Annotated in this window: 18 protein-coding genes; 8 read left to right on the top strand and 10 right to left on the bottom strand. The window is 67.5% G+C overall.

Annotated features, from left to right (window positions below):
- A complete protein-coding gene (locus IM760_RS00090) occupies positions 1 to 2,124 on the bottom strand; it encodes a sensor histidine kinase (RefSeq protein ID WP_204426521.1) in 2,124 nt (707 codons plus the stop codon).
- 157 nt (positions 2,125 to 2,281) lie between these two features.
- On the opposite strand from IM760_RS00090, the gene IM760_RS00085 reads away from it, so the two are divergent.
- Both IM760_RS00085 and IM760_RS00080 read left to right on the top strand, forming a co-directional pair.
- Positions 2,282 to 2,926, top strand: coding sequence for a response regulator transcription factor (locus IM760_RS00085; protein WP_204426520.1), 645 nt, complete (start codon positions 2,282 to 2,284; stop codon positions 2,924 to 2,926).
- An 82-nt stretch (positions 2,927 to 3,008) separates the two neighbouring features.
- Positions 3,009 to 3,914 (top strand): NAD(P)H-binding protein, encoded by a 906-nt coding sequence (locus tag IM760_RS00080; protein WP_204426519.1) that lies wholly within the window; start codon positions 3,009 to 3,011, stop codon positions 3,912 to 3,914.
- A gap of 12 nt (positions 3,915 to 3,926) precedes the next feature.
- Here the strand turns inward: IM760_RS00080 and IM760_RS00075 are convergent, their stop codons facing one another.
- Both IM760_RS00075 and IM760_RS00070 read right to left on the bottom strand, forming a co-directional pair.
- A complete protein-coding gene (locus IM760_RS00075; protein ID WP_204426518.1) occupies positions 3,927 to 5,540 on the bottom strand; it encodes an OpgD/OpgG family glucan biosynthesis protein in 1,614 nt (537 codons plus the stop codon).
- A gap of 73 nt (positions 5,541 to 5,613) precedes the next feature.
- Positions 5,614 to 6,792 (bottom strand): YbfB/YjiJ family MFS transporter, encoded by a 1,179-nt coding sequence (locus IM760_RS00070; protein ID WP_204426517.1) that lies wholly within the window; start codon positions 6,790 to 6,792, stop codon positions 5,614 to 5,616.
- Positions 6,793 to 6,902: 110 nt separating this feature from the next.
- Between IM760_RS00070 and IM760_RS00065 the strand changes: the two genes are divergently transcribed.
- Positions 6,903 to 7,796: a LysR family transcriptional regulator gene (locus tag IM760_RS00065; RefSeq protein WP_204426516.1), complete on the top strand. Its 894-nt coding sequence runs from the start codon at positions 6,903 to 6,905 to the stop codon at positions 7,794 to 7,796.
- A gap of 65 nt (positions 7,797 to 7,861) precedes the next feature.
- Here the strand turns inward: IM760_RS00065 and IM760_RS00060 are convergent, their stop codons facing one another.
- The 7 genes from IM760_RS00060 to IM760_RS00030 all read right to left on the bottom strand — a co-directional run bounded on the left by IM760_RS00060 (position 7,862) and on the right by IM760_RS00030 (position 15,011).
- Complete coding sequence (locus IM760_RS00060; RefSeq protein WP_204426515.1) at positions 7,862 to 9,037, bottom strand: DcaP family trimeric outer membrane transporter; 1,176 nt, start codon at positions 9,035 to 9,037, stop codon at positions 7,862 to 7,864.
- A 76-nt stretch (positions 9,038 to 9,113) separates the two neighbouring features.
- The gene (locus IM760_RS00055; RefSeq protein WP_204426514.1) at positions 9,114 to 10,427 is read right to left on the bottom strand and encodes a TRAP transporter large permease; all 1,314 of its coding nucleotides are present in this window, start codon (positions 10,425 to 10,427) and stop codon (positions 9,114 to 9,116) included.
- Positions 10,427 to 10,930, bottom strand: a complete 504-nt coding sequence (locus IM760_RS00050; RefSeq protein WP_204426513.1) for a TRAP transporter small permease — start codon at positions 10,928 to 10,930, stop codon at positions 10,427 to 10,429. The genes IM760_RS00055 and IM760_RS00050 overlap by 1 nt, the downstream gene beginning before the upstream one ends.
- A 6-nt stretch (positions 10,931 to 10,936) precedes the next feature.
- The gene (dctP, locus tag IM760_RS00045; protein WP_204426512.1) at positions 10,937 to 11,992 is read right to left on the bottom strand and encodes a TRAP transporter substrate-binding protein DctP; all 1,056 of its coding nucleotides are present in this window, start codon (positions 11,990 to 11,992) and stop codon (positions 10,937 to 10,939) included.
- Positions 11,993 to 12,058: 66 nt separating this feature from the next.
- Positions 12,059 to 12,661 carry a 3-isopropylmalate dehydratase small subunit gene (leuD, locus tag IM760_RS00040; protein ID WP_204426511.1) on the bottom strand — a complete coding sequence of 201 codons (603 nt, stop codon included), beginning with the start codon at positions 12,659 to 12,661 and terminating at the stop codon, positions 12,059 to 12,061.
- Between the two features lie 3 nt (positions 12,662 to 12,664).
- Positions 12,665 to 14,068, bottom strand: a complete 1,404-nt coding sequence (gene leuC, locus IM760_RS00035) for a 3-isopropylmalate dehydratase large subunit (RefSeq protein WP_338021352.1) — start codon at positions 14,066 to 14,068, stop codon at positions 12,665 to 12,667.
- A 142-nt stretch (positions 14,069 to 14,210) separates the two neighbouring features.
- A complete protein-coding gene (locus IM760_RS00030) occupies positions 14,211 to 15,011 on the bottom strand; it encodes a GntR family transcriptional regulator (protein ID WP_204426509.1) in 801 nt (266 codons plus the stop codon).
- Positions 15,012 to 15,205: 194 nt separating this feature from the next.
- Here IM760_RS00030 and IM760_RS00025 point away from each other — a divergent pair, with 194 nt between their 5' ends.
- The 5 genes from IM760_RS00025 to IM760_RS00005 are packed head-to-tail and all read left to right on the top strand — an operon-like array spanning position 15,206 to position 20,049.
- The gene (locus tag IM760_RS00025) at positions 15,206 to 16,087 is read left to right on the top strand and encodes an isocitrate lyase/PEP mutase family protein (protein ID WP_204426508.1); all 882 of its coding nucleotides are present in this window, start codon (positions 15,206 to 15,208) and stop codon (positions 16,085 to 16,087) included.
- 11 nt (positions 16,088 to 16,098) lie between these two features.
- On the top strand, positions 16,099 to 16,767 hold the full coding sequence (locus IM760_RS00020; protein ID WP_204426507.1) for an isochorismatase family protein: 669 nt from the start codon (positions 16,099 to 16,101) through the stop codon (positions 16,765 to 16,767).
- Positions 16,764 to 17,708 (top strand): polysaccharide deacetylase family protein, encoded by a 945-nt coding sequence (locus IM760_RS00015; RefSeq protein ID WP_204426506.1) that lies wholly within the window; start codon positions 16,764 to 16,766, stop codon positions 17,706 to 17,708. Before IM760_RS00020 ends, IM760_RS00015 begins: the two co-directional genes overlap by 4 nt.
- Positions 17,705 to 18,640, top strand: coding sequence for a polysaccharide deacetylase family protein (locus tag IM760_RS00010; RefSeq protein ID WP_204426505.1), 936 nt, complete (start codon positions 17,705 to 17,707; stop codon positions 18,638 to 18,640). Before IM760_RS00015 ends, IM760_RS00010 begins: the two co-directional genes overlap by 4 nt.
- 2 nt (positions 18,641 to 18,642) lie before the next feature.
- A complete protein-coding gene (locus IM760_RS00005) occupies positions 18,643 to 20,049 on the top strand; it encodes an FAD-dependent oxidoreductase (protein WP_204426504.1) in 1,407 nt (468 codons plus the stop codon).
- The last annotated feature ends 181 nt before the right edge of the window (positions 20,050 to 20,230 follow it).

The following is a 20,230-nucleotide window of genomic DNA, read 5'->3' as shown; positions in this document are numbered from 1 at the left end:
TCAGGCGGAATAACGGACCAGCGGCGCGTGCAGACGCACGCGCCAGCGGTCCCCCTCGCTGCCGTACTGGCATTCGCCGCCCAGCTTGCGGGCGCGATTGGCCATGATCATCAGACCCCGCCCCACGGCTCCGTCGCCGCCTTCCGCCAGACCGTCGTTGACGATCACGATCACGAGGCCCCCCTGTTCGCTGGTCAGCGATACCTCCAGCGCCGACGCCCGGGCGTGACGCAGCGCGTTGCTGACCGCCTCGCGCACGATGCGCGTCAGCTCGCTGTACTGGTCCGCGTCCAGGGTCACGGCGGGCAGCACCTGGTGCCAGTGCAGCTCCACGCCGTGGTCCTCGCAGCGCCGGCCGGTTTCCTCCCGCCATTGGGAGGCGGCGGCGTCCAGCCGCACCGAGCGGCCCTCCATGTTTTGCAGCAGATCGCGCAGGTCACGAATGGCGTCGCGCACCAGTGGCCGGTATTCCTCGGCCCCGGCGTGCAGCAGGTGCAGCAGCTTGGCGCCCAGGTCGTCGTGGATGTCCTGGCGAATGCGATTGCGTTCCTCGCTGGCGCCTTCCGCCCGGGCGGTCTGCGACTGATTCACCAGTTCGTGCAGGGACAGCACCAGGCCGGCGACGTCCACATCCTGGCGGGTGAACAGCCGGGCGCCTTCGTGGGAATGGCGCAGCACATGCACCCGGTCGCCGGCCGGGTCGGGGACCCGCAGCGTGGCGCCGTTGTCCTCCAGCACGCAGAGCCGGCCGGACACCGCCGCATCCGCCACCGTCTGCTCCAGGGAAAGGGGCCGGAACACGGCGCGCAGGGCGTCCTGCACGCCGGAATCGTCGAGCCGCTCATGGCGGGCCCGCAGCATGGCCGGCAGGGCCCGCGCCAGCCAGGCGTCCAGGCCCGGCTCCCGGCGCGCGAACAGCCGCCCCCACACATACTGGCGCAGCGGAAAATAGCACCAGCCCACCAGCGCCAGGGACAGACTCAGGGTGGCCGGGCCGGACAGGCTCAGCAGTGACGCCAGCACCAGGTCCGTGAGCATCACCACGATGCCGCCCAGCAGCCAGGACCACAGCGAGAACCACCAGCGCTCCAGATCGAACAGCCGATAGCGCACCACGCCCAGGGCCATGCCCGCGTACATCAGCAGGAAGGTGGTGAACAGCAGCCCCTGGGAGGCCGCCTGGGCGGATTGCTTGATGGCCGGCAGGATCATGCCGCCGGCGAAGAAGGCGGTGCCGGCGACGATCGAGATCACCACCCAGCGCAGGGCGGCCCGCTCCAGGGGGCGGCCCCGGGTGCGCCACCCTTGCCAGCCGGCGCCGGCCAGGCCGATCAGGAAGATGCCCATCACCCAGAGGTGGAAACCGGACACCGGCGAGGCGGTCAGGCGCCCCTGGTCGATGACGATGGCCACCAGGAAGGCGCCGTAAAAGGCTCCGGTGAGCCACGCCGACGGGGCCCGGCGCGGGTAATTCCAGAGGAAGGCGCCCAGGGAGGCGGAGAACAGCAGCGCGCCCACGTGATTGAGCCCGGACAGCAGCGCGAACAGGTCGCCGGGGATGAACAGCGCCCGGGTGCTGTAGATCGCCGCCGCCGACGAAAACAGCACGTAGCTCAGCCCGGTCAGGGCGAAGGCATGAATCGCCACCTCGCGCTGGCCCGGAATCCACACCAGCAGACAGATCACCATGCCCGCCAGCCCGCACAGCAGCTGCAGCCAGAACAAGCCGGGCAGATCGGTCAGGCCCCGTTCCACCGCTGACACCGGCAGGCGCTGGCCGTCGTCGCCGAGGACCGCCAGCCGGCCGTCGCGCAGCGCCCGGTACAGCCGCTCGTGATCCTGGAACAGCGCCGCCATGGCGGCGTAGTCCGGCAGCACGTCCGGTTCCTCCACCGCCAGCAGCGGGTCCGCCGGCAGCCGTTCGTCACCGACCTCGAAGGCCACCACCGTGAACACGCCGCCCCGGCCGTCATCGGCGCGCAGCCGCTCGCCGTCCTGCTGGAAGGTCACTGACCCCTGTGGCAGCGCCCCCTGCGGTAAGGACAGCGCCACGCCCAGGGCCAGCAGGCCGTAGGCCGCCACCGCCAGCAGACCGGCAATGATTCTTGCCCGTAGTGAAAACATCCCCATTTCTCCGCGCCCCTGTTGCCCGCCCCCGTGTTCAAGGGGTCCCCTTGCCGGTCCGGCTGTAGTATCTATAACCGCAGTATCCATGAATAACAGAGCGGCGGAATGGCTTCCCGCCGAAGTTCGTTCTGTTTGTGTCGCTGGAGCGCACACCATGAACCGCCCGCACCATGTGTTGATCGTCGAGGATCTGCCGGACGTGGCCCAGTGGCTGCGGGCCTGCCTGCAAGGCGCCCTGGCGCCTCGGCGGATCGACCACGCCGCCGACCTGGCCGGGGCGCGCCGCTGCCTCGCCGAGACCGGTTACGATCTGCTGCTGCTCGATCTGGGGCTGCCGGACGGCAACGGGGCCGATCTGATCCGGGACTTCAAAAGCGCCCGGCCCCAGGCCCCCTGCATCGTGACCACCATCTTCGACGACGCCGAGCATCTGTTCGGCTGTCTGCGCGCCGGCGCCGACGGCTATTTGCTCAAGGACGACACCGAGGCGGAATTCACCCGCCAGCTCACCGGCATTCTCGACGGCCGGCCGCCGCTGTCCTCGTCCATTGCCCGGCGGCTGCTGCACCAGTTCCGCTCCGACCCGAGGGCCGATGAGACGCCGCTGACGCCCCGGGAAACCGATCTGCTGACGCTGATCGCCAAGGGCCTGAGCGTGAAGCACGCCGCCCGCCAGCTGAATATTTCCCATCACACCGCCGCCGGCTACCTGAAGGACATCTACCAGAAACTGCAGGTGAACAGCCGCGCCGAGGCCGCCCTCAAGGCGGTCAACCTGGGGTTGGTCAACCCGTCCTGAGCCCGGCCTTTTGTGATCCGCGCCGCTTTTCACCGGGCCGCCACTGTTCTAGGGTCGACGAAACGGATTCTGGAGTGGCGCCATGGATACGGCCCCGATCACGGTTTTCGGCGGCACCGGCTTTCTCGGTCGTCGCCTGGTCACCGCCCTGCTGCAGCGGGGCCATGCGGTACGTCTGGCGGCGCGGCGCCCGGAGCGCGTCCGCTTCCACGACGAAACGCGTCTGGAGCGGCGGGTCGCCGACGTCACCGACGACCGTCAGGTGGCGGCGGCGGTGGCCGGCAGCCGGACGGTGGTGAACGCGGTTTCCCTGTACGCGGAGCAGGGCGACCTGACCTTCCGCGCCATCCACGTGGAGTCCGCCGAGCGGGTGGCCCTGGCGGCGCGCCGGGCGCGGGTGCCGAGGCTGCTGCACCTGTCCGGCATCGGCGTCAGCGACCTGTCCCCGTCCCCCTATGTGCGCGCCCGTGCCCAGGGCGAAATGGCGGTGCGCGAGACCTGCCCCGGCGCCACCCTGGTGCGCCCGGCTTCCATGTTCGGCGCCGGCGATGCGCTGGTGCGTGCCCTGGCCACCCTGAGTCGCCTGCCGGTGCTGCCGCTGTTCGGGCGCGGGCGCACCTGTCTGCAGCCGGTGTGGGTGCAGGACGTGGCCGGCGGGCTGGCCACCCTGGCCACCTGGCCCGGGGCGCCGGCGCCGCTGTACGAGCTGGCCGGCGGCGAGGTGCTGCGCTATCGGGACATGGTGGTGGCGGTGCGGGATTACCTGGGGCGGCGCGGGCCGACCCTGCCGCTGCCGTTCGAGGCCTGGCACCTGATGGCGGCGGTGGCGCGCCGGCTGCCCGGGGCGCCGCTGACCCGCGATCAGGTGTTTCTGATGGAAGAGGACAATGTGGCGGCCCCGGACGTGCCCGGCTTCATCGAGCTGGACCGGCGGCCCCGGGGGTTCCGCGAAGGGCTGCCGGATTGTCTGGGGCCGCGCCCGCGCTGACGGTGGCCGGCCCTACAGGTGCCCCGGGTTGCGCAGGTCGCGTTGCTCCAGGGGCGGCGGCGACCACTGATAGATCCAGGTTTCGGTGAGCGGCTCGCCGTTGTCCTTGCGCTTGAGGAACAGGCGCAGGTTGATCGGCGCCAGGTCGTCCTCCGGCGGCACCACATCGAACATGGCCCGGTAACCGTCGATCTGATGCAGGGGCCGCGCCGAGGTGATTTCCACCCGGCCGGCGCTGGCGTCGATCACCGGCACCACCTCCACGTCGTCGGGCAGGCCGCCGTCGGACAGCGGCCCGCCGCGGAAGTCCACCACGAAGCGCCAGCTGAAATACTCCCGAACCTGGCCGATGACACCGCCCAGGCCGGTGCGGGTGGCCACGCAGCGGGCCAGGGGCGGGCGCGGCGGCCGGCCGGTCCAGGACAGGCGGTAACCGAACAGGTATTCCTCCCCGGGTTCCACCGGCCGGTCCGGCCGCCAGAACGCCACGATGTTGTCGAAGGTCTCGTCCAGGGTGGGAATCTCCACCAACTGCACCGCGCCCTTGCCCCAGTCGCCGCGCGGTTCCACCCACAGGCTCGGGCGCCGCTCGTAGAACACGCCGTCGTCCTGGTAATGGTCGAAATCCTGGTCCCGCTGCAGCAGGCCGAAGCCGCGCGGGTTGTCGTCGCTGTAGCTGTTGAAGCGCAATTGCGGCGGATTGACCAGTGGCCGCCACAGCCACTCGCCGCCGCCGGTGTGCAGGGCCAGGCCGTCGGAATCGTGGATTTCCGGGCGCCAGTCCCAGGCCACCCGGCGGCTGTTCTCGCCAATCTGGTACATGCTGGTCAGCGGTGCCACGCCCAGCCGTTCGATGGGCCGGCGCGGGTAGAGCGCGGCGTCCACGTCCATGATCACGTCGCCGTCCACCCGCTCGATGGTGAAGCGGTAGGCCCCGGTGACGCTGGGGGCGTCCAGGAAGGCATACACCAACACCCGATCCGGATGGTCGGTGCGCTCGAACCAGAAATGGGTGAACTCCGGGAATTCCTCCGGCTCCGGCAGCGCGGTGTTGACCGCCAGCCCGCGGGCAGACAGGCCGAACTGCCGCGACGCGCCGGTGGCGCGGAAATAGCTGGCGCCGAGAAACGCCGCCACGTCCCGCTTCCAGTCACTGTGATGCAGCAGGCGGAAGCCGGCGAAGCCCAGACCTTCGGGGAGCTGGCCGGCGTCCACGCCGGTGCCGCTGAAATCGAACAGGTCGGTGCGGTAAGGGATCGGATGGGCCTCGCCGTCGATCACCTCGTGCATCTTCACAGGGGTGGTGAAATTCAGGCCCATATGGAAGAACTGCACCTGGAAATCCGCGCCGGGCCGGTCCGCCCACAGGGCGTGGTCCGGGCGAAAGCGAATCGCCTGGTAATGGTCCCAGGTGAGCGCCTGGATCGCCTTGGGCAGGGTCTTTTCGTGGGCGTGATAGGGGCGCCCGGCGAAGTGCCGGGCCATGCCCTTGAGGGCGGCGTAGCTGAACGGTTCACCGCGTCGCAGCGGGCCGGCGCCGGGGGGCGCGGCGGGCAGGCGCCGGGGTGTCAGCAGCAGGCTGCCGCCCAGCAGTCCCAGGGCCTTGAGAAGGGCACGTCGTTCCATGGCGTTCTCCGCATTCCGTGTGGTCGTTGACCCGGATTCTACGGCAAAACCGCCTGGAAAAACGTCCGGCGCGTCAGCGGTGCCCGGCTCGCCGTGCCGCCACCCCGGACAGGGCCATCAGCAGCGCCGCCGCCAGCAGGACCGCGCCGCCGATCTGGAAAATCAGCGGGCCGCCGCCGGGGCGGGCATAGAGCGCCGCCAGCGCGTAGGCGGCGATGGCCTGACCCACCGCGAACAGGGCGGTGGCACGGCCCCAGGCCTGGGTGGCCAGACGCGGCGGCACCAGCTCGGCGGTGCGCCCCATGACGCCGGACACCATGGTCGGGATCATGGCGCCGACCAGAAACGAGGAGGCGGTCACCGCCGCCAGCCCGGGCATCAGCATGGGCAGCAGCACGCCGGTGCCCTTCAGGGTCAGGGCGGTGATCAGGGTACGGTGCCAGCCCAGCCGCCGGGCCAGGGCGCCGGCCAGAAACGGCCCGGACACCGCGCCCACCGCGAACACCGCCCACTGCAGGGCGCCGGCCCAGTGGCTGAAACCGCGCTGGCGTTCCAGGTAGTCCACCCAGAACACGGTGTGCGGCACGAAGCCCACCGCGTCCAGCAGGTAGGCCAGATAGACCACGCCCAGCAGCAGGCCGGCGCCGCGACCGGGGCCCTGGTCATGGGGATTGGCGGCGGCCACCGGCGGCCAGCGCCGCCACAGCACCCAGATCGGCGGCAGGCAGGCCAGCGCCAGGCCCAGCCAGGCCAGCATCAGACCGCTGTCGATCAGCAACGGCACCAGGGTGGCGGAGAACAGCACCCCCACGCCCACGCCGGTGAAGATCCAGGTGGTGCCCCGCTTGCGCATGGACTCCGGCAAATGACTGGCGATCAGCGACGGCGCCAGCACCATCAGAAAGGCGCCGGTGACCCCGGCCACGAACCGCCACAAACTGAACCACCATACCGGCCCCGGCCAGGCGCTGGCGGCGAAGCCCACCGCCACCAGCAGGGCGGACAGCCGGATCACCGGCGTCGCCCCCCAGCGCTGGCCGACGCGCCCGGCCAGCACCGCGCCCACCAGATAACCCAGCAGATTGGCGGCGCCCACATAGCCGGCGTCCGCCTCGCTCAGCCAGCCGCGCTGGATCACCCCGGGCAGCAGCGCCGCGTAGGCGAAGCGGCCCAGGCCGATCCCCACCAGGGTCGCGGAGGCGGCCATGGCCACCAGGCGGACGGGGGAGGGAACGGTGGCGGGGGAGGACATCGTCGGGCTCCGGTCGGATGGATGAAAGGCGCCAGTTAACCAGACCCCTTCTATCACTGGAAATGATTTTTTAAGATGGGTGGTATCTCAACCGGTGAAGAGACGCCCCCATGCTGATCCGTTCCCTGGAAATCTTCCGCGCCGTGGTGGACACCGGCAGCTTCAGCGCCGCCGCCGAACGGCTGCACACGGTGCAGTCCAACGTCACCGCCCACATCAAGAAGCTGGAGAGCGAGCTCGGCGCGCACCTGCTGGACCGGCGCAACCCGGTGGTGGCGACCCCGGCGGGCCGCCAGCTGCTGGCCTACGCCAGCCGCATCGTGGAACTGCACGACGACGCCCTGGCCCGCTTCCGGCCGGGCGGCGAACCGCTCGGGGAGCTGCGCCTGGGCAGCATGGAAACCACCGCGGCGGTGCACCTGCCCCGGCTGCTGGCCGCGTTCAGCCGACGCTGGCCGCAACTGGCCGTGCACCTGCGCACCGGCACCAGCGGCGAACTGATCGAGGCGGTGCGCGCCGGGCAGCTGGACGCGGCCTTCGTGGCCGCCGAGGACGCCGGCGAGGAGCTGGCCCTGCGGCCGGTGTTCCGGGAGCGGCTGGTGCTGGTCGGCGCGCGGCCGCTGCCGGCCATGCCGGAGCGGGCGGAGCTGCTGCGCACGCCGTTTCTGGCGTTCCGCCAGGGCTGCGGGTACCGGCGCACCATCGAGCTGCTGCTGGCGGAACGGCGGGTGCCGGCGCCGCGCATCCACGAGTTCGGCAGCCTGGACGCCATCGTCGGCTGCGTCAGTGCCGGCATGGGGCTGGCGGTGCTGCCGGCCTCCACGGTGGCGCAATACCGGCAGCGTTTCGACCTGCACACCCTGCCGTTGCCGGACGCTCTGGGTCAGGTCACCACGGTGGTGGCGACGCCGCCGCCGGCCAGTTGGAGCCGGGCGCTGGAGGTGTTCATGGACAGCCTGCCGGTGCCGGAAGACGCCGGGCCGACGATGAAAGAGGTGGGGTAGAACGCGGAGCCGGTAAAACCGCGGGCCGACATGGGGGTCGGCCCGGGTCCGGGTGATCCAGGGGCTCAGAAATTGAAGCGCACCATGCCCTGCAGGCGCACCGCGTCGCCGTCGCGACCGTCCACCTGCTCGCGGGTGTGATAGCCCGCTTCCACGCCGTACGTCAGGTACTTGGTAGTGGACCAGAGGTAGTTGAGCGTGGTGCTGGTGTAGCGCTCGTCGGCGGTGCCGGCGATAGCGCCGTCTCGATAGGCGTCGTCCACATCGGCTCGGGCCACGCCGTAGGCCAGGGTCAGCAGGCCCGGGCCGGTCTTGGCGCTGAGGCTGACGCCGCCGCCGGTGCCTTCGATGGTTTCCAGCTTGCCGCTGCTGCTGACGTAGCCGGGCGCCGCCGGGCTCAGGTACAGATAGCCGCCGATGCCGTCACCGTGGGTCACCGAGCCGCGCAGGGTCAGGGTGTCGGTGAGCCGGGCGCGGGCCTCGGCCATTACCCCCCAGCCGGTGGCGGAGTCGTCGCTCCAGGCGCTGTTGCTGACGGTTTCGCCGTCCGCGTCGTATTCCAGGAAACGCACCAGCGCGGCGGTGGCGAACTGCACCGGCCCGGCGCTGCCCTGGTAGCGGGCGGTGAGATCCGGAAAACGGAATTGATTGGTGTCCTCGGCGATCACTTCGCCACCGGCGTGGCCGGTGCCGGTGCCTTTCGGGTCTTCCGCGGAGAACGAGAACGGGCCGGTGGTGTAGCGGATCTGCGCCTGGCGGCCGCCGCCCTGGCCCAGGTCCCGGTTAAAGTCGATGGTCTCGTAGAGGCTCAGCACATTGCCGAAGTTGGTCCAGGTCTGACCGGCCAGCAGGCCCTTCCACTCCCCGTAGGCATGGCGCAGACGCAGCTCGCCACCGCCGTCGGCGAAGCCGCCGCCGCCATAGAAATCGGTTTCGATCACCGTGCGCAGTACGTCCCCGTCCACCATGGTGGCGGTGGTGAAGCCCACCCGGCTTTCGAAGGCGTGCATGGTGAGATGGCCGTCGGCGCCGGGGTCGTCGTCCAGCGGGATCCGATTGCGCAGAATCGCATTGCCCAGGTCCGCGTCAAGATCATAGATCACATCGAGTTTGGCATAGCCGTACAGTTCCAGGTCGGTTTCGCCGGCCTTGAAGCCGACCGCCTGGGCGGAACAGGTCAGCACCGTGAACACGGTACCCAGGGAAAGAGCGGAAATACGCTTGGAGGTTATGATTTTCATACGTTCCTCTCGGAGAGCGGAGTGGTAAAAAAAAGGCGGCCGGAGGTCGGCCGCCATGGAGACCCGTTGTCGGCGCTCAGCCCGACAACGAGGGGAGCCAGGTCACGATGCCGGGGAAGGCGGTGAGCACCGCCAGCAGCAACAGCGAACAAAGGATGTAGGGAATGGCGGAGAGGTAGATCTCGCGCATGGTGGTGCCGGCCGGCGCCACGCCTTTCATGACGAACAGGTTCAAACCCAGGGGCGGGGTGGAGAAGCCGATCTCCAGGGCGATCAGGGTGACCACCGAGAACCACACCAGGTCGAAGCCCAGGGACTGGGCCAGGGGGAAAAAGAACGGCACGGTGATCATCATGATCGAGATCGCTTCCATGAAGGTGCCCAGCACCAGCAACACTAGCAGCATGGCGCCCAGCATCAGCAACGGATGCAGATCGAAATGGGTGGCCCACTGAATCAGCCCGTGGGAAGCGCCGGAAAACGCCAGCAACTGGCTGAAGGTGGCGGAGCCGAACACGATCAGATACGCCATCAGGGTGACCTTGAGCGCGCCCATCACCGACTGTTTGAACGCCTCCCGGGTCATGGTGCGGAACACCAGCGCCAGCACGATCACGCCCAGCGCGCCGAAGGCGGCGGATTCCGACGGGGTGGCGAAGCCGGTGAGCATCATCACGATGATCAGCACGATGATGCTTAGCATGGGCAGAATGTCCCGGCTCAGCACCTTGAGCTTGGTGGCCAGGGGCAGCGCATCCACGTCGTAGGCCGGCGCCGAATCCGGTTTCAGGCGGGTCTTCAGCCAGATGGTGAACATGTACAGGGAGGCCAGCAGTACCCCGGGCAGCACGCCACCGATCAGTACGTCGCCGATGTCGATCTTGGCCAGGGTGGCGAGCAGCACGGCGATGGCCGAGGGCGGAATGATGATGGCCAGTCCGCCGGTGCCGAGAATCGGCCCGATGGACATGTACTTCTTGTAGCCGCGGCGTTCCATCTCCGGCACCAGCAGGGAGCCGAGCAGGGCGGTGGAACCCATGGAGGACCCGCTCAGGGTGGAGAAGGCGGTGCCGCCCACCACGGTGACGTAGGACAAGCGCCCGGGCACCCGCCCCATCAACTGATCGATGGCGTTGAACATGCGCATGCCCAGGCCGGTGCGGAAGAACAGTTCGCCCATCAGCAGAAACAGCGGGATCGGCACCAGGCTGAAGCTGGACAGGGCGCCGAAGCCGTTATTGAGCAGTTGAATCAGACCGGCGTCGCCGCGCATGAACACCCAGGCGCCGACCAGGTTGGCGCCGATAAAGGCAATCGCCACCGGCACGCCGATGAACATCAGCACCAGCACCAGGGACAGCAGGAACAGAAGCGCGTAATACCATTCCATCAGTGCGTCTCCTGTTCTTCACTGTGATAGGGCTGGTCGGAAAACAGAAAGCGGATGAACTCCAGACCCATCAGCGAAAAGCTGATCGGATAGGTGATGGTCAGCATCCACATCGGGAAGTAGTAGGTGCGCACGTCGTAATCCACCCGGTCGATATTGGTGCTCACCAGCTCCACGCCCTTGACCGCCAGCACCAGGCAGATGGCCGCGCAGATCACCATCACCACGCGGCTGAGCAGATTGCGGGCGGCGTCGGGCAGCGGCTTGATGAAGATTTCGATGTAGACGTGGCCTTTCTCACGCACCAGCCAGGGGGCGCCCAGCAAGGTGAGATAGAACATGGCGTATTCCGTGGAGGTGAACAGCCAGGCCGGCGATTGCACGCCCAGGTTACGAATCACCACGGAGGTGACGATGGCGACCATCAGCCACACCAGCAGCACGGCGGATACCAACGCCATGGCGTCGATCAATTTGTTATAGAGTCGGGAAAGTGCATGCATGGCGCGCTACCGGGTGGTGGACCGGGCGGTGTCGTCGGCGTCCTTGCCGGCATCGACCGCGGGGTCGTTGAATTTTTCGATCAGGTCCTGGTAATGGCTGAGCCCGCCGGGCTGATGTTCCATGTAGCGCTTCATGCGCCGCCAGGAGGCTTCGCGGGCGGCGCGCAGGTAGCGGTCCGCCGCCGCCGGATCGAGTTTGAACGGCGTCATGCCGTTGGCTTCCAGCTGCCGCTGTTGTTCAGTGGCGGCCTTGGCGAAGCGCAGGGCGCTGTCCCGTTCGTGGCGAATGGCCACGTCTTGAAGGATGCGTCGCGCGTCGTCGCTGAGCGCGTTCCAGCTTTCAAGATTGACGATCACGCCCATGTCGGTGGAATAGAACGCCGGGTCGATGCGGTAGCGCAGAAACTTGTTCCAGCCCAGGTCGTTCATGCCGATCTGGGTCCAGCCGGTGGCATTGACCACGGACCGTTCCAGGGCGGAATAGACGTCGGTGGTGGGCAGGCTGATGGGCTGAGCTTTCAGGTAATCGGTGAAGAAGGCGTCGTACACCGGGTTGCTGCGTAGACGCAGGTTGGGCAGGGCCAGATCACCCTGGTCGTTCACCACCGGCTTGTTGATGGTGTAGAGGTTGTATTTGATACCGCTGTCGAACCAGCCCAGGTAGAACACGTCCATCTTGCGTTGGTGGATGCGGTTAAGCAGGTCGATGCCGCCGCTTTGCCGCGCATAGATGGCGTTGGTGTTGGACGAGATCAGGGCGTCGCGCTCGGGCAGGGTGCCGGCGTAGAAACTGGCGGCGGTGTAGGCCATGTCCACCACGCCGTTACGCACGGCGTAAGGTTGCTGGGACAGGCCGATCACCTCCGGCCCGCCAAGCACATCGATGCGGATCACGCCCTGGCCTTCCTCGTTCACGTCATCGACGAATTCGAGAAAGCTTTGCGTATAGATCAGGGAAGGCGGAAAGGCATGCAGGGCCGTGATCACCTGCTCGTCCGCGTGCGTCAGGGACGCGAACAGCAATGAGAGGCCGGCCGCCATCAGGCGCAGGGAAGGTCTCATGAAATCCTCTTTTATTGTGTTCTTCGGGTTATCGGCGTCGTGGCGGACAGCGCGGGCCGCCCGCTATCAGGATGTGACCCAGGGATAGGCGGCGGTGTAGTGCTCGCGGAAGCGCTCTATGTCCTCCGCCCGGGCCCGGGTCAGGTCGATGTCGTCCCAGCCGTTCAGCAGCTTGATCTTCCAGGTGGCGTTGATCTCGAAGGGGAAATCCCGATCGCCGGCGGTGATGGTCTGCGCGTTCAGGTCCACGCGAAGCTCGCCGGGCCGGTCGCCGAGGGCGTCGAGAATCGCTTCGCAATCTTTTTCGCTGACCAGCGCCGGAAGCAGGCCATTGTTCACCGAGTTGGACGAAAAGATGTCGCCGAAGCTGGGTGCGATCACGCAGCGGAAGCCGTAGTCCACCAGCGCGTACACCGCCGCTTCCCGGGAAGAGCCGGCACCGAAGTTGCGCCGTGCCACCAGAATCTCCGAGCCCTTGGCGCGGGCGTCGTTGAGCACGAAATCGGTGGGCGTGCCGTCCGCTCCGAAGCGCATGTCATGCAGCAGAAAACCGCCGTAGCCCTTATCCCGGGACTCCTTCATGAAGCGCGCCGGAATCAGCTGGTCGGTGTCCACGTTTTCCAGGGGCAGCGGGCAGGCGAGCGCGGAAAGTTCAGTAAAAGGCGTCATGGGTTACCTCGTCAGCTCGCGAATATCGGTGAGATGGCCGGTCAGCGACGCCGCCGCCACCATCGCCGGAGACATGAGATGGGTGCGTGCCCCGGGGCCCTGGCGACCCTTGAAGTTGCGGTTGGTGGTGGAGGCGCAGCGTTCGCCACTGCCCACCTGGTCGCCGTTCATGCCCACGCACATGGAGCAGCCGGACTCGCGCCATTCCAGACCGGCATCGATGAACACCCGGTCCAGCCCTTCGGCTTCCGCCTGCTGCTTCACCTGGGTGGAGCCCGGGGAGACGATGCCGGGCACCCGGCAGTGGCGGCCGCGCAGCACCTCGGCGGCGGCGCGCAGATCTTCCAGGCGCGCATTGGTGCAGGAACCGATGAAGACCGAATCGACGGCGACTTCGGTGAGTTTCTGGCCGGCGCGCAGACCCATGTAGTCCAGGCTGTCCTGGATCTGGCGGGCCTTGGCCGGGGAGGCCGCCCGCGCCGGGTCGGGCACGGTGCCGTCGATGGGCAGGGCTTCCTCCGGCGATACGCCCCAGGTGACCTGGGGCGCGATTTCCTCGGCGCGCAGGGTCACTTCCCGATCAAACACCGCGCCTTCGTCGCTGTGCAGCGTGCGCCAGTAGTGTTCGGCCTGCTCCCATTGCTCGCCCTCGGGGGCGTCCGGGCGGCCTTTCAGATAGGCCAGGGTCTTGTCGTCCGGGGCGATCATGCCGCAGCGGCCGCCGCCTTCGATGGACAGGTTGCACAGAGTCAGTCGCGCTTCCACGCTGAGCGCGCGGATCGCCTCGCCGGCGTATTCGATGGCATGGCCCCGGGCGCCGTCGGCGCCCAGCCGGGCGATCCAGGCCAGGGCGATATCCTTGGCGGTGACGCCCGCGCCGAGCCGGCCGTCCACCGTGATGCGCAGACGTTTGGGGCGGGTTTGCCAGAGGGTCTGGGTGGCCAGCACATGGGCCACTTCCGAGGCGCCGATGCCGAACGCCAGAGCGCCCAGGGCGCCGTGGGTGGAGGTGTGGCTGTCGCCGCACACCATCAGCAGGCCGGGCTGGGTGAGGCCCTGTTCCGGACCGACCACGTGCACGATGCCCTGGCGCGGGTCGTCCAGGCCGAGCAGGGTGACGCCGTGCTCGCGGGTGTTGTGCTCCAGCTGCTCGATCACCGAGCGCACCTTGTCGGTGACCACCTGAATGGAGCGGCCCCGGGTCGGCACGTAGTGGTCGGCGATGCCGGTGGTCAGCGCCGGATGGGCGACCTTCAGGTCGCGGGCGTTGAGCTTGTTGAACGCGTGGAAGGAGCCTTCGTGAACGAAGTGCCGGTCGATCCAGAGCAGGCTCTGGCCGCTTTCGTTACGCAGGATTTCGTGCGCGTCCCAGATCTTGTCGAAGAGGGTTCTCGGTGCTTTTTTCACGACCATGCCTTTGGGGGTTCGCCGTCGCGGAATGCCCCGAACGGCACTCCGCTATGTATTTATCTATGCCCGATATATGTATTAAATGTACTACATCTATCGCGCAAAGATAGTCGGCCCCCCAGGGCATGTCAAACCGTAATCATGCCCCCGGCTCCTTGTCCCCGGGCAGGGGCTCCCAATAGCGGGCGTCGTCTTCGCCGGTGCGATTGAGGTCGATCTGGAAGCGGTAGCGGTCCGGGCGGTACAGGGCGTCCAGGTGTTCCACGCCCTCGCCGTTGCGGTCATAGACCACCCGGGTCAGCGCCAGCAGCGGCGAGCCCACCGCCACGCCCAGGGCCTCCGCTTCGGTCTGCGTGGCCAGGGCGGCGGAGATCGTCTGGGTGGCGTGGTCGATGGTTACCCCGCTTTGCTCCAGCAGCACGAACAGGGGCGTATGGGCCAGATCCGACTCGCTGTAGTGGTGCGCGATGCGCGCCGGCACATGGGTGGTGAGGTAGGAGAACGGCTGGTCCTCCACCTGCCGCACGCGCACCGAACGTTGGGTCTTTTCGCCGCTGGCCAGCTTGAGTTTGTCGCGGATCGACGGTTCCGGCGTCACGTAGGCGAACTCCAGCAGGCGCACCTTCGAGGCGCGGCTCATCTTCAGCATATTGGGCAGCAGATTGGAGACGCTGGCGGTCATCACGGTGGCGTCCAGGGGCTGCTCCAGCACCACTGTGCCGACCCCGGGGCGGCGCGCGATCAGCCCGGCCCGTTGCAGGGCCTCCATGGCCCGGCGCACCGTCACCCGCGACACCTTGTACTGCTCCGCCAGCTTCAGCTCGCCGGGCAGCTTGTCTCCCGGCTCCAGGCGGCGGCTGAGGATGGCGTCGCGCAGCAGCAGGTAGAGGTTGTGGGATTTGGTGCCGCTGACCGCGGTTTGCAACGACGATTCATTCATGGCGCGGGGCCCCCTGGGATCGATGACGGACCGGTGACCCGGCTTGACGCTGTTCTTCTTTAAACATATAAATGTATTATATATAAGTCATTTTGATGTTTGGTGTGATCTGCATTGTAGGCCAGTTCTGGACCGCTGTTTAGTCCGGTGTCGGTCGGCGCCAGCGCACCGGGAAACGGCAACCGAGAGAGCGAATGAGTCAAGTGAGTAGTAATTTCAAGGATCGACTGAGGCAGGATGATATCGTGGTGGCGCCGGGCGTTTACGACGCGCTGAGCGCGTCGATCGCCGAGCAGAGCGGCTTCGATACCGTGTACCTGTCCGGAGCCAGTATCGCCTACACCAAGCTGGGCCGGCCGGACATCGGCCTGACCAGCTTCACCGAGGTGGTGGACACCCTGGCGCACATTCGCGAGCGCACCGAGGTGTCCATCGTGGTCGACGGCGACACCGGTTTCGGCAACGCCATGAACGTGGCGCGCACCGTGCGGCTGATGGAAGCCGCCGGCGCCAACGCCATTCAACTGGAAGACCAGACCTATCCGAAGCGCTGCGGCCACCTGCGCGGCAAGAGCCTGGTGCCGGCCGGAGAAATGGTCGGCAAGATCAAGGCGGCGGTGGACGCGCGCCGCGACCCGCGGACGCTGATCATCGGCCGCACCGACGCGCTGGCGGTGGATGGCATCGAGGCCGCCCTGGCGCGCGCCGAGGCCTACCGCGAAGCGGGCTGCGATCTGTTGTTCGTGGAAGGGCTGCGCGGCGCCGATGACATCGACGCGGTCATGGGCCGTTTCAAGGGGCGCGTGCCGGTGATGGCCAACATGGTGGAAGGCGGCGACACGCCGATCCAGGATGCCGCCGCCCTGCAGGCGCTGGGTTTTTCCATGGTGATTTTCCCGGGGGCGCTGGTGCGGGCCTTCACCTTCATGGCCAACCGCTTCTTCGGCACCCTGAAAAACGACGGCACCACCGACAACTTCCGCGACCGGATGCTCGACTTCAAGCAGCTCAATGAATTCCTCGGCACGGAACGGATTCTGGCCGTGGGCAAGCAATACGAAGACCCCACCAGCTAGGCGGAGACAGCATGATTACCACCGACAAAACAGCCAAGCAGATTTTCCAGGACGTGATCGCCAACCCGCAGCGCGTGCCTTTCGGGTTCGGCAAGAAGGCGGTGCTGGTGAACGTGGACCCGCAGAAGGCGTACACGCGCACCGATCTCTACAAAACGGCCTATGAAACCGATCCGCGCCAGCTCGAGTACGTCAACGCGCTGGCCGAACGCTTCCGCACGCTGAACTGGCCGGTGGTCTGGACCCATGTGGCTTTTCTGGAGTCCGCCGAGGACGCCGGCGTCTGGGGCACCCGCACCGACACCCCGGACTCCCTACAGAACATCAAGTACGGCTCGGACCGGGCCGCCTTCGACGAGCGGATCAACATCGACCACGACCGCGACGTGGTCTATACCAAACGCATGCCCTCCGCCTTCTTCGAGACGCCACTGCAGTCCTTGCTGGTTTGGCACCAGGTGGACACGGTGATCATCACCGGCGGCTCGACCTCCGGCTGCATCCGCGCCACCGCGGTGGAAAGCCTGTCGCGGGGCTACCGCACCATCGTGCCCCAGGAGTGCGTGGCGGATAAGCACGAGAGCTATCACTACGCCAACCTCACCGACCTGCATCTCAAGTACGCCGACGTGATGAACGTGGCCGACGTGCTGGCCTGGCTGGACGGTGAAAGCGCATGAAGGAAAGTCTCGGCGTCTACGATTACTGGCCCTACGAGGATCGCCCCAAGCTGGAGTGGCCCAACGGCGCCCGGGTGGCGTTCTGGGTGGCTCCCAATATCGAGTTCTACGAACTGGACCCGCCGGACAATCCACACCGTAAGGCCTGGCCGCAGCCGAGCCCGGCGGTACCCGGCTACGCCATCCGCGATTACGGCAACCGGGTGGGCCACCGCCGCCAGATGGCGTTGCTCGACAAGTACGGCATTCGCGGCTCTGTATCCCTGTCCGTGGCGCTGTGCGAGCACCATCCGGAGATCATCGACATGTGCCGGGAGCGTGATTGGGAGCTGTTCAGCCACGGCATCTACAACACCCGCTACACCTACGGCATGAGCGAGGCCCAGGAGCGGACCATGATCCGCGATGCCATGGAATCCATCCATCGCCACACCGGCCAGAAGTGCGCCGGCTATCTGGCGCCGGCGCTGTCCCACTCCGAGCGCACCCTGGACCTGTTCGCCGAGGTCGGCAGCGAGCTGTTCGGTGACGAGGGCGGCTTCTACACCTGCGATCTGTTCCACGACGATCAGCCCACGCCGGTGTCGGTGCGCAACGGCAAGCGCTTTATTTCGGTGCCGTATTCCCTGGAGATGAACGACACCATCGTCTACACCGTCAACAAGGTGGAGCCGCGCCATTACGCCACCATGCTCAAGCGGCACTTCGACCGGCTCTACGAAGAGGGCGCCGAGTCCGGCACGGTGATGTGCATTCCCACCCACAACTATCAGGTCAGTTGCCCGCACCGCATCAAGGCGCTGGAAGAGGCCCTGGAATACATCACCGGCCACGACGGCGTCTGGCTGGCCACCGGCCGGGAAATCGCCGAGCACTATCTGGCCCACCATTACGACACCGCCGTGGCCGACATCGAACGACGCAAGGGAGGCGCCCAATGAGCCTGGACGACCGCTACTTCGAGTACCCCTGGCGCCGGCACGGCTATGACCACGACCGCTACGACTGGACCATGCTGGCGGACCGCCCGCCGGTCACCTGGCCCGGCGGCAAGCGTCTGGCGGTGTGGGTGAACCTGTCCCTGGAGTTTTACCCGCTCAACCAGCGCGGCGAGCCCTTCAAGGTGCCCAACGGCATGAAGATGCCGTACCCGGACCTGCGCCACTTCACCCTGCGCGACTATGGCAACCGGGTGGGCGTGTTCCGCTGCCTGAAGGCATTCGACCGGTACGGCGTGCGCCCCACGGTGGCGATCAACAGTCAGCTGGCACGGGACACGCCCTACCTGACCCGGCGTCTGCTGGAGCGCGACACCGAGCTGCTGTGCCACGGCTGGAACATGGATCACCTGCACTACGGTGGCCAGGATCCCCGGGAAGAACGGGAGCAGGTGAAGCGCTCCCTGGACACCCTCAATCAATTGGCCGGACGGCCGGTGCGCGGCTGGCTCAGCCCGGCGCGCAACCAGAGCTGGCACACGCCGGACCTGCTCGCCGAGCACGGCGTGGAATACTGCGCCGACTGGGTCAACGACGACATGCCGTACCCGTTCCGGACCGACCACGGCCCGCTCACCATGATGCCCCTGCCCACCGAGATCGAGGATCAGTTCGTGATCGGGCAGAACCTGCACTCCGAGGACAGCTGGGTGGAACAGGTCCAGGACGCGGTGGACTTTCTCGCTGGCGAAGCCGCCGAGCAGGGCGGACGGATGCTGGGCCTCAGCCTGCACCCCTGGCTGATCGGCCAACCGCACCGCATCGCCTGCCTGGAAGCGGTGCTCGAGCAACTGAGTCGCCGTGACGACGTCTGGCTGGCCACCGCCGGCGAGATCCTCGACGCGTTCAACACCCAGACCCGGTCGGAGCGCTGAGCATGGCCGAGGTCCGAACCGATGGCGCCGAGCTGGAATTCGAGCTGACCCTGCCGGTGGTGGTGGTGGGCGCAGGTGCTTGCGGTCTGGTCGCCGGCCTGGCGATCCGCTCCCTGGGCGTGGAGGTGGTGGTGCTGGAACGGGACGCGGTACCCCGGGGCAGCACCTTTATGTCGTCCGGCTTCGTGCCGGCGGCGGGCACCCGTTTCCAGCGCGCCGCCAGCGTGGAGGACGACGCGGCGCGCATGGCGGCGGACATTCAGGGCAAGAATCACGGTCAGGCCGACCCGGCCATCGTCGACACCCTGGCACGGCGTTCCGGCGCCGTGATCGAATGGCTGGCGGACCGGCACGGCGTGCCCTTCGAGCTGGTGGAGGGCTTTCTCTACCCTGGCCACAGCCGCCTGCGGATGCACTGCACGCCGCGCCGTACCGGCGAGGAACTGATGAGCTGCCTGCTCAACGCCGCCGAGGCGGCGGAGCTGGATGTGCTCACCCGGGCGCGGGTCACCACCCTGCATGTGGATGATCGACGCCGGGTGCGCGGCCTGACCTACCAACGTCCCGACGGCGTCGAGGAGCGTCTCGGCTGTGAGGCGCTGGTGCTGGCCTGCAACGGCTACGGCGGCAATCCGGAGCTGATCGCCCGCCACATTCCCGCCATGGCCGGGGCTCTCTACTTCGGTCACGAAGGCAACCGCGGCGAGGCGGTGCAATGGGGCGAGGCGCTGGACGCCAGCCTCAGGGACATGGGTGCCTATCAGGGCCACGGCTCCCTGGCCTGGCCCCACCAGACCCTGATTTCCTGGGCGGTGATGATGCAGGGCGGGGTGCAGGTGAACCTGCACGGAGCGCGCTTCTCCAACGAACACCTGGGCTATTCGGAGCAGGCCGCCAAGGTCAACGCCCAGCCGGAGAGCCAGGCCTGGAACCTGTACGACCGGCGCATTCATGAACAGGCGCTCAGATTCGAGGATTACCGTAACGCCGAGGCCGCCGGCGCGGTGAAGCGATTCGACAGTTTGCAGGCCCTGGCCGAGGGGCTGGCGGTGCCGCTGGAGACGGTGCGCGGGGAGTTCGACGCCATGGCGGCGGCCGCGGACAGCGGCCAGGCGGACCGTTTCGGTCGGACCTTCGAGCCCGCCCACCGGCTGGCGCCGCCGTACTTCGCGATCCGGGTCACCGGTGCCCTGTTCCACACCCAGGGTGGTCTGGAAGTGGACACCGACGGTCGGGTGCTGGACCGGGACCGCCGGCCGCTGCCCAATCTGCTGGCCGCCGGTGGCGCCGCCCGCGGCGTGTCCGGTGCCGGCGACGATGGCTATATGTCCGGCAACGGTCTGCTCAGCGCGGTGGTGCTGGGGGCCATCGCCGGAGAGACGGCGGCGGCCCTGGCCGGCGCCCCCTGAAACGAAAAAACGCCAGTAGCGTTTTTTGACGTCGCGTCAGCGACGGCCCAAAGGGCGCCCGCCAGGGACGGTGGGCGTAAAAAAGGCCCCGTTCGGGCACTGCTGTCCCACAGTTGGCGGCCTCATAGGGCGAACCTCATTTGAGGTTCGCCCTTTTTACTTCGCCCCGGGTCCGGATTGA

This window comes from Alloalcanivorax marinus, assembly GCF_016906305.1.
Classification (GTDB): Bacteria; Pseudomonadota; Gammaproteobacteria; order Pseudomonadales; family Alcanivoracaceae; genus Alloalcanivorax; species Alloalcanivorax marinus.
Note: the sequence above shows the minus strand (reverse complement) of the source record. Positions and strands in the feature narration are given on the sequence as shown.

Bases quoted from the DNA above. Each gene is read 5' to 3' on its own strand.
- IM760_RS00090 (WP_204426521.1), bottom strand. From the start codon at position 2,124: ATGTTTTCACTACGGGCAAGAATCATTGCCGGTCTGCTGGCGGTGGCG.
- IM760_RS00085 (WP_204426520.1), top strand. From the start codon at position 2,282: ATGAACCGCCCGCACCATGTGTTGATCGTCGAGGATCTGCCGGACGTG.
- IM760_RS00080 (WP_204426519.1), top strand. From the start codon at position 3,009: ATGGATACGGCCCCGATCACGGTTTTCGGCGGCACCGGCTTTCTCGGT.
- IM760_RS00075 (WP_204426518.1), bottom strand. From the start codon at position 5,540: ATGGAACGACGTGCCCTTCTCAAGGCCCTGGGACTGCTGGGCGGCAGC.
- IM760_RS00070 (WP_204426517.1), bottom strand. From the start codon at position 6,792: ATGTCCTCCCCCGCCACCGTTCCCTCCCCCGTCCGCCTGGTGGCCATG.
- IM760_RS00065 (WP_204426516.1), top strand. From the start codon at position 6,903: ATGCTGATCCGTTCCCTGGAAATCTTCCGCGCCGTGGTGGACACCGGC.
- IM760_RS00060 (WP_204426515.1), bottom strand. From the start codon at position 9,037: ATGAAAATCATAACCTCCAAGCGTATTTCCGCTCTTTCCCTGGGTACC.
- IM760_RS00055 (WP_204426514.1), bottom strand. From the start codon at position 10,427: ATGGAATGGTATTACGCGCTTCTGTTCCTGCTGTCCCTGGTGCTGGTG.
- IM760_RS00050 (WP_204426513.1), bottom strand. From the start codon at position 10,930: ATGCATGCACTTTCCCGACTCTATAACAAATTGATCGACGCCATGGCG.
- dctP (WP_204426512.1), bottom strand. From the start codon at position 11,992: ATGAGACCTTCCCTGCGCCTGATGGCGGCCGGCCTCTCATTGCTGTTC.
- leuD (WP_204426511.1), bottom strand. From the start codon at position 12,661: ATGACGCCTTTTACTGAACTTTCCGCGCTCGCCTGCCCGCTGCCCCTG.
- IM760_RS00030 (WP_204426509.1), bottom strand. From the start codon at position 15,011: ATGAATGAATCGTCGTTGCAAACCGCGGTCAGCGGCACCAAATCCCAC.
- IM760_RS00025 (WP_204426508.1), top strand. From the start codon at position 15,206: ATGAGTCAAGTGAGTAGTAATTTCAAGGATCGACTGAGGCAGGATGAT.
- IM760_RS00020 (WP_204426507.1), top strand. From the start codon at position 16,099: ATGATTACCACCGACAAAACAGCCAAGCAGATTTTCCAGGACGTGATC.
- IM760_RS00015 (WP_204426506.1), top strand. From the start codon at position 16,764: ATGAAGGAAAGTCTCGGCGTCTACGATTACTGGCCCTACGAGGATCGC.
- IM760_RS00010 (WP_204426505.1), top strand. From the start codon at position 17,705: ATGAGCCTGGACGACCGCTACTTCGAGTACCCCTGGCGCCGGCACGGC.
- IM760_RS00005 (WP_204426504.1), top strand. From the start codon at position 18,643: ATGGCCGAGGTCCGAACCGATGGCGCCGAGCTGGAATTCGAGCTGACC.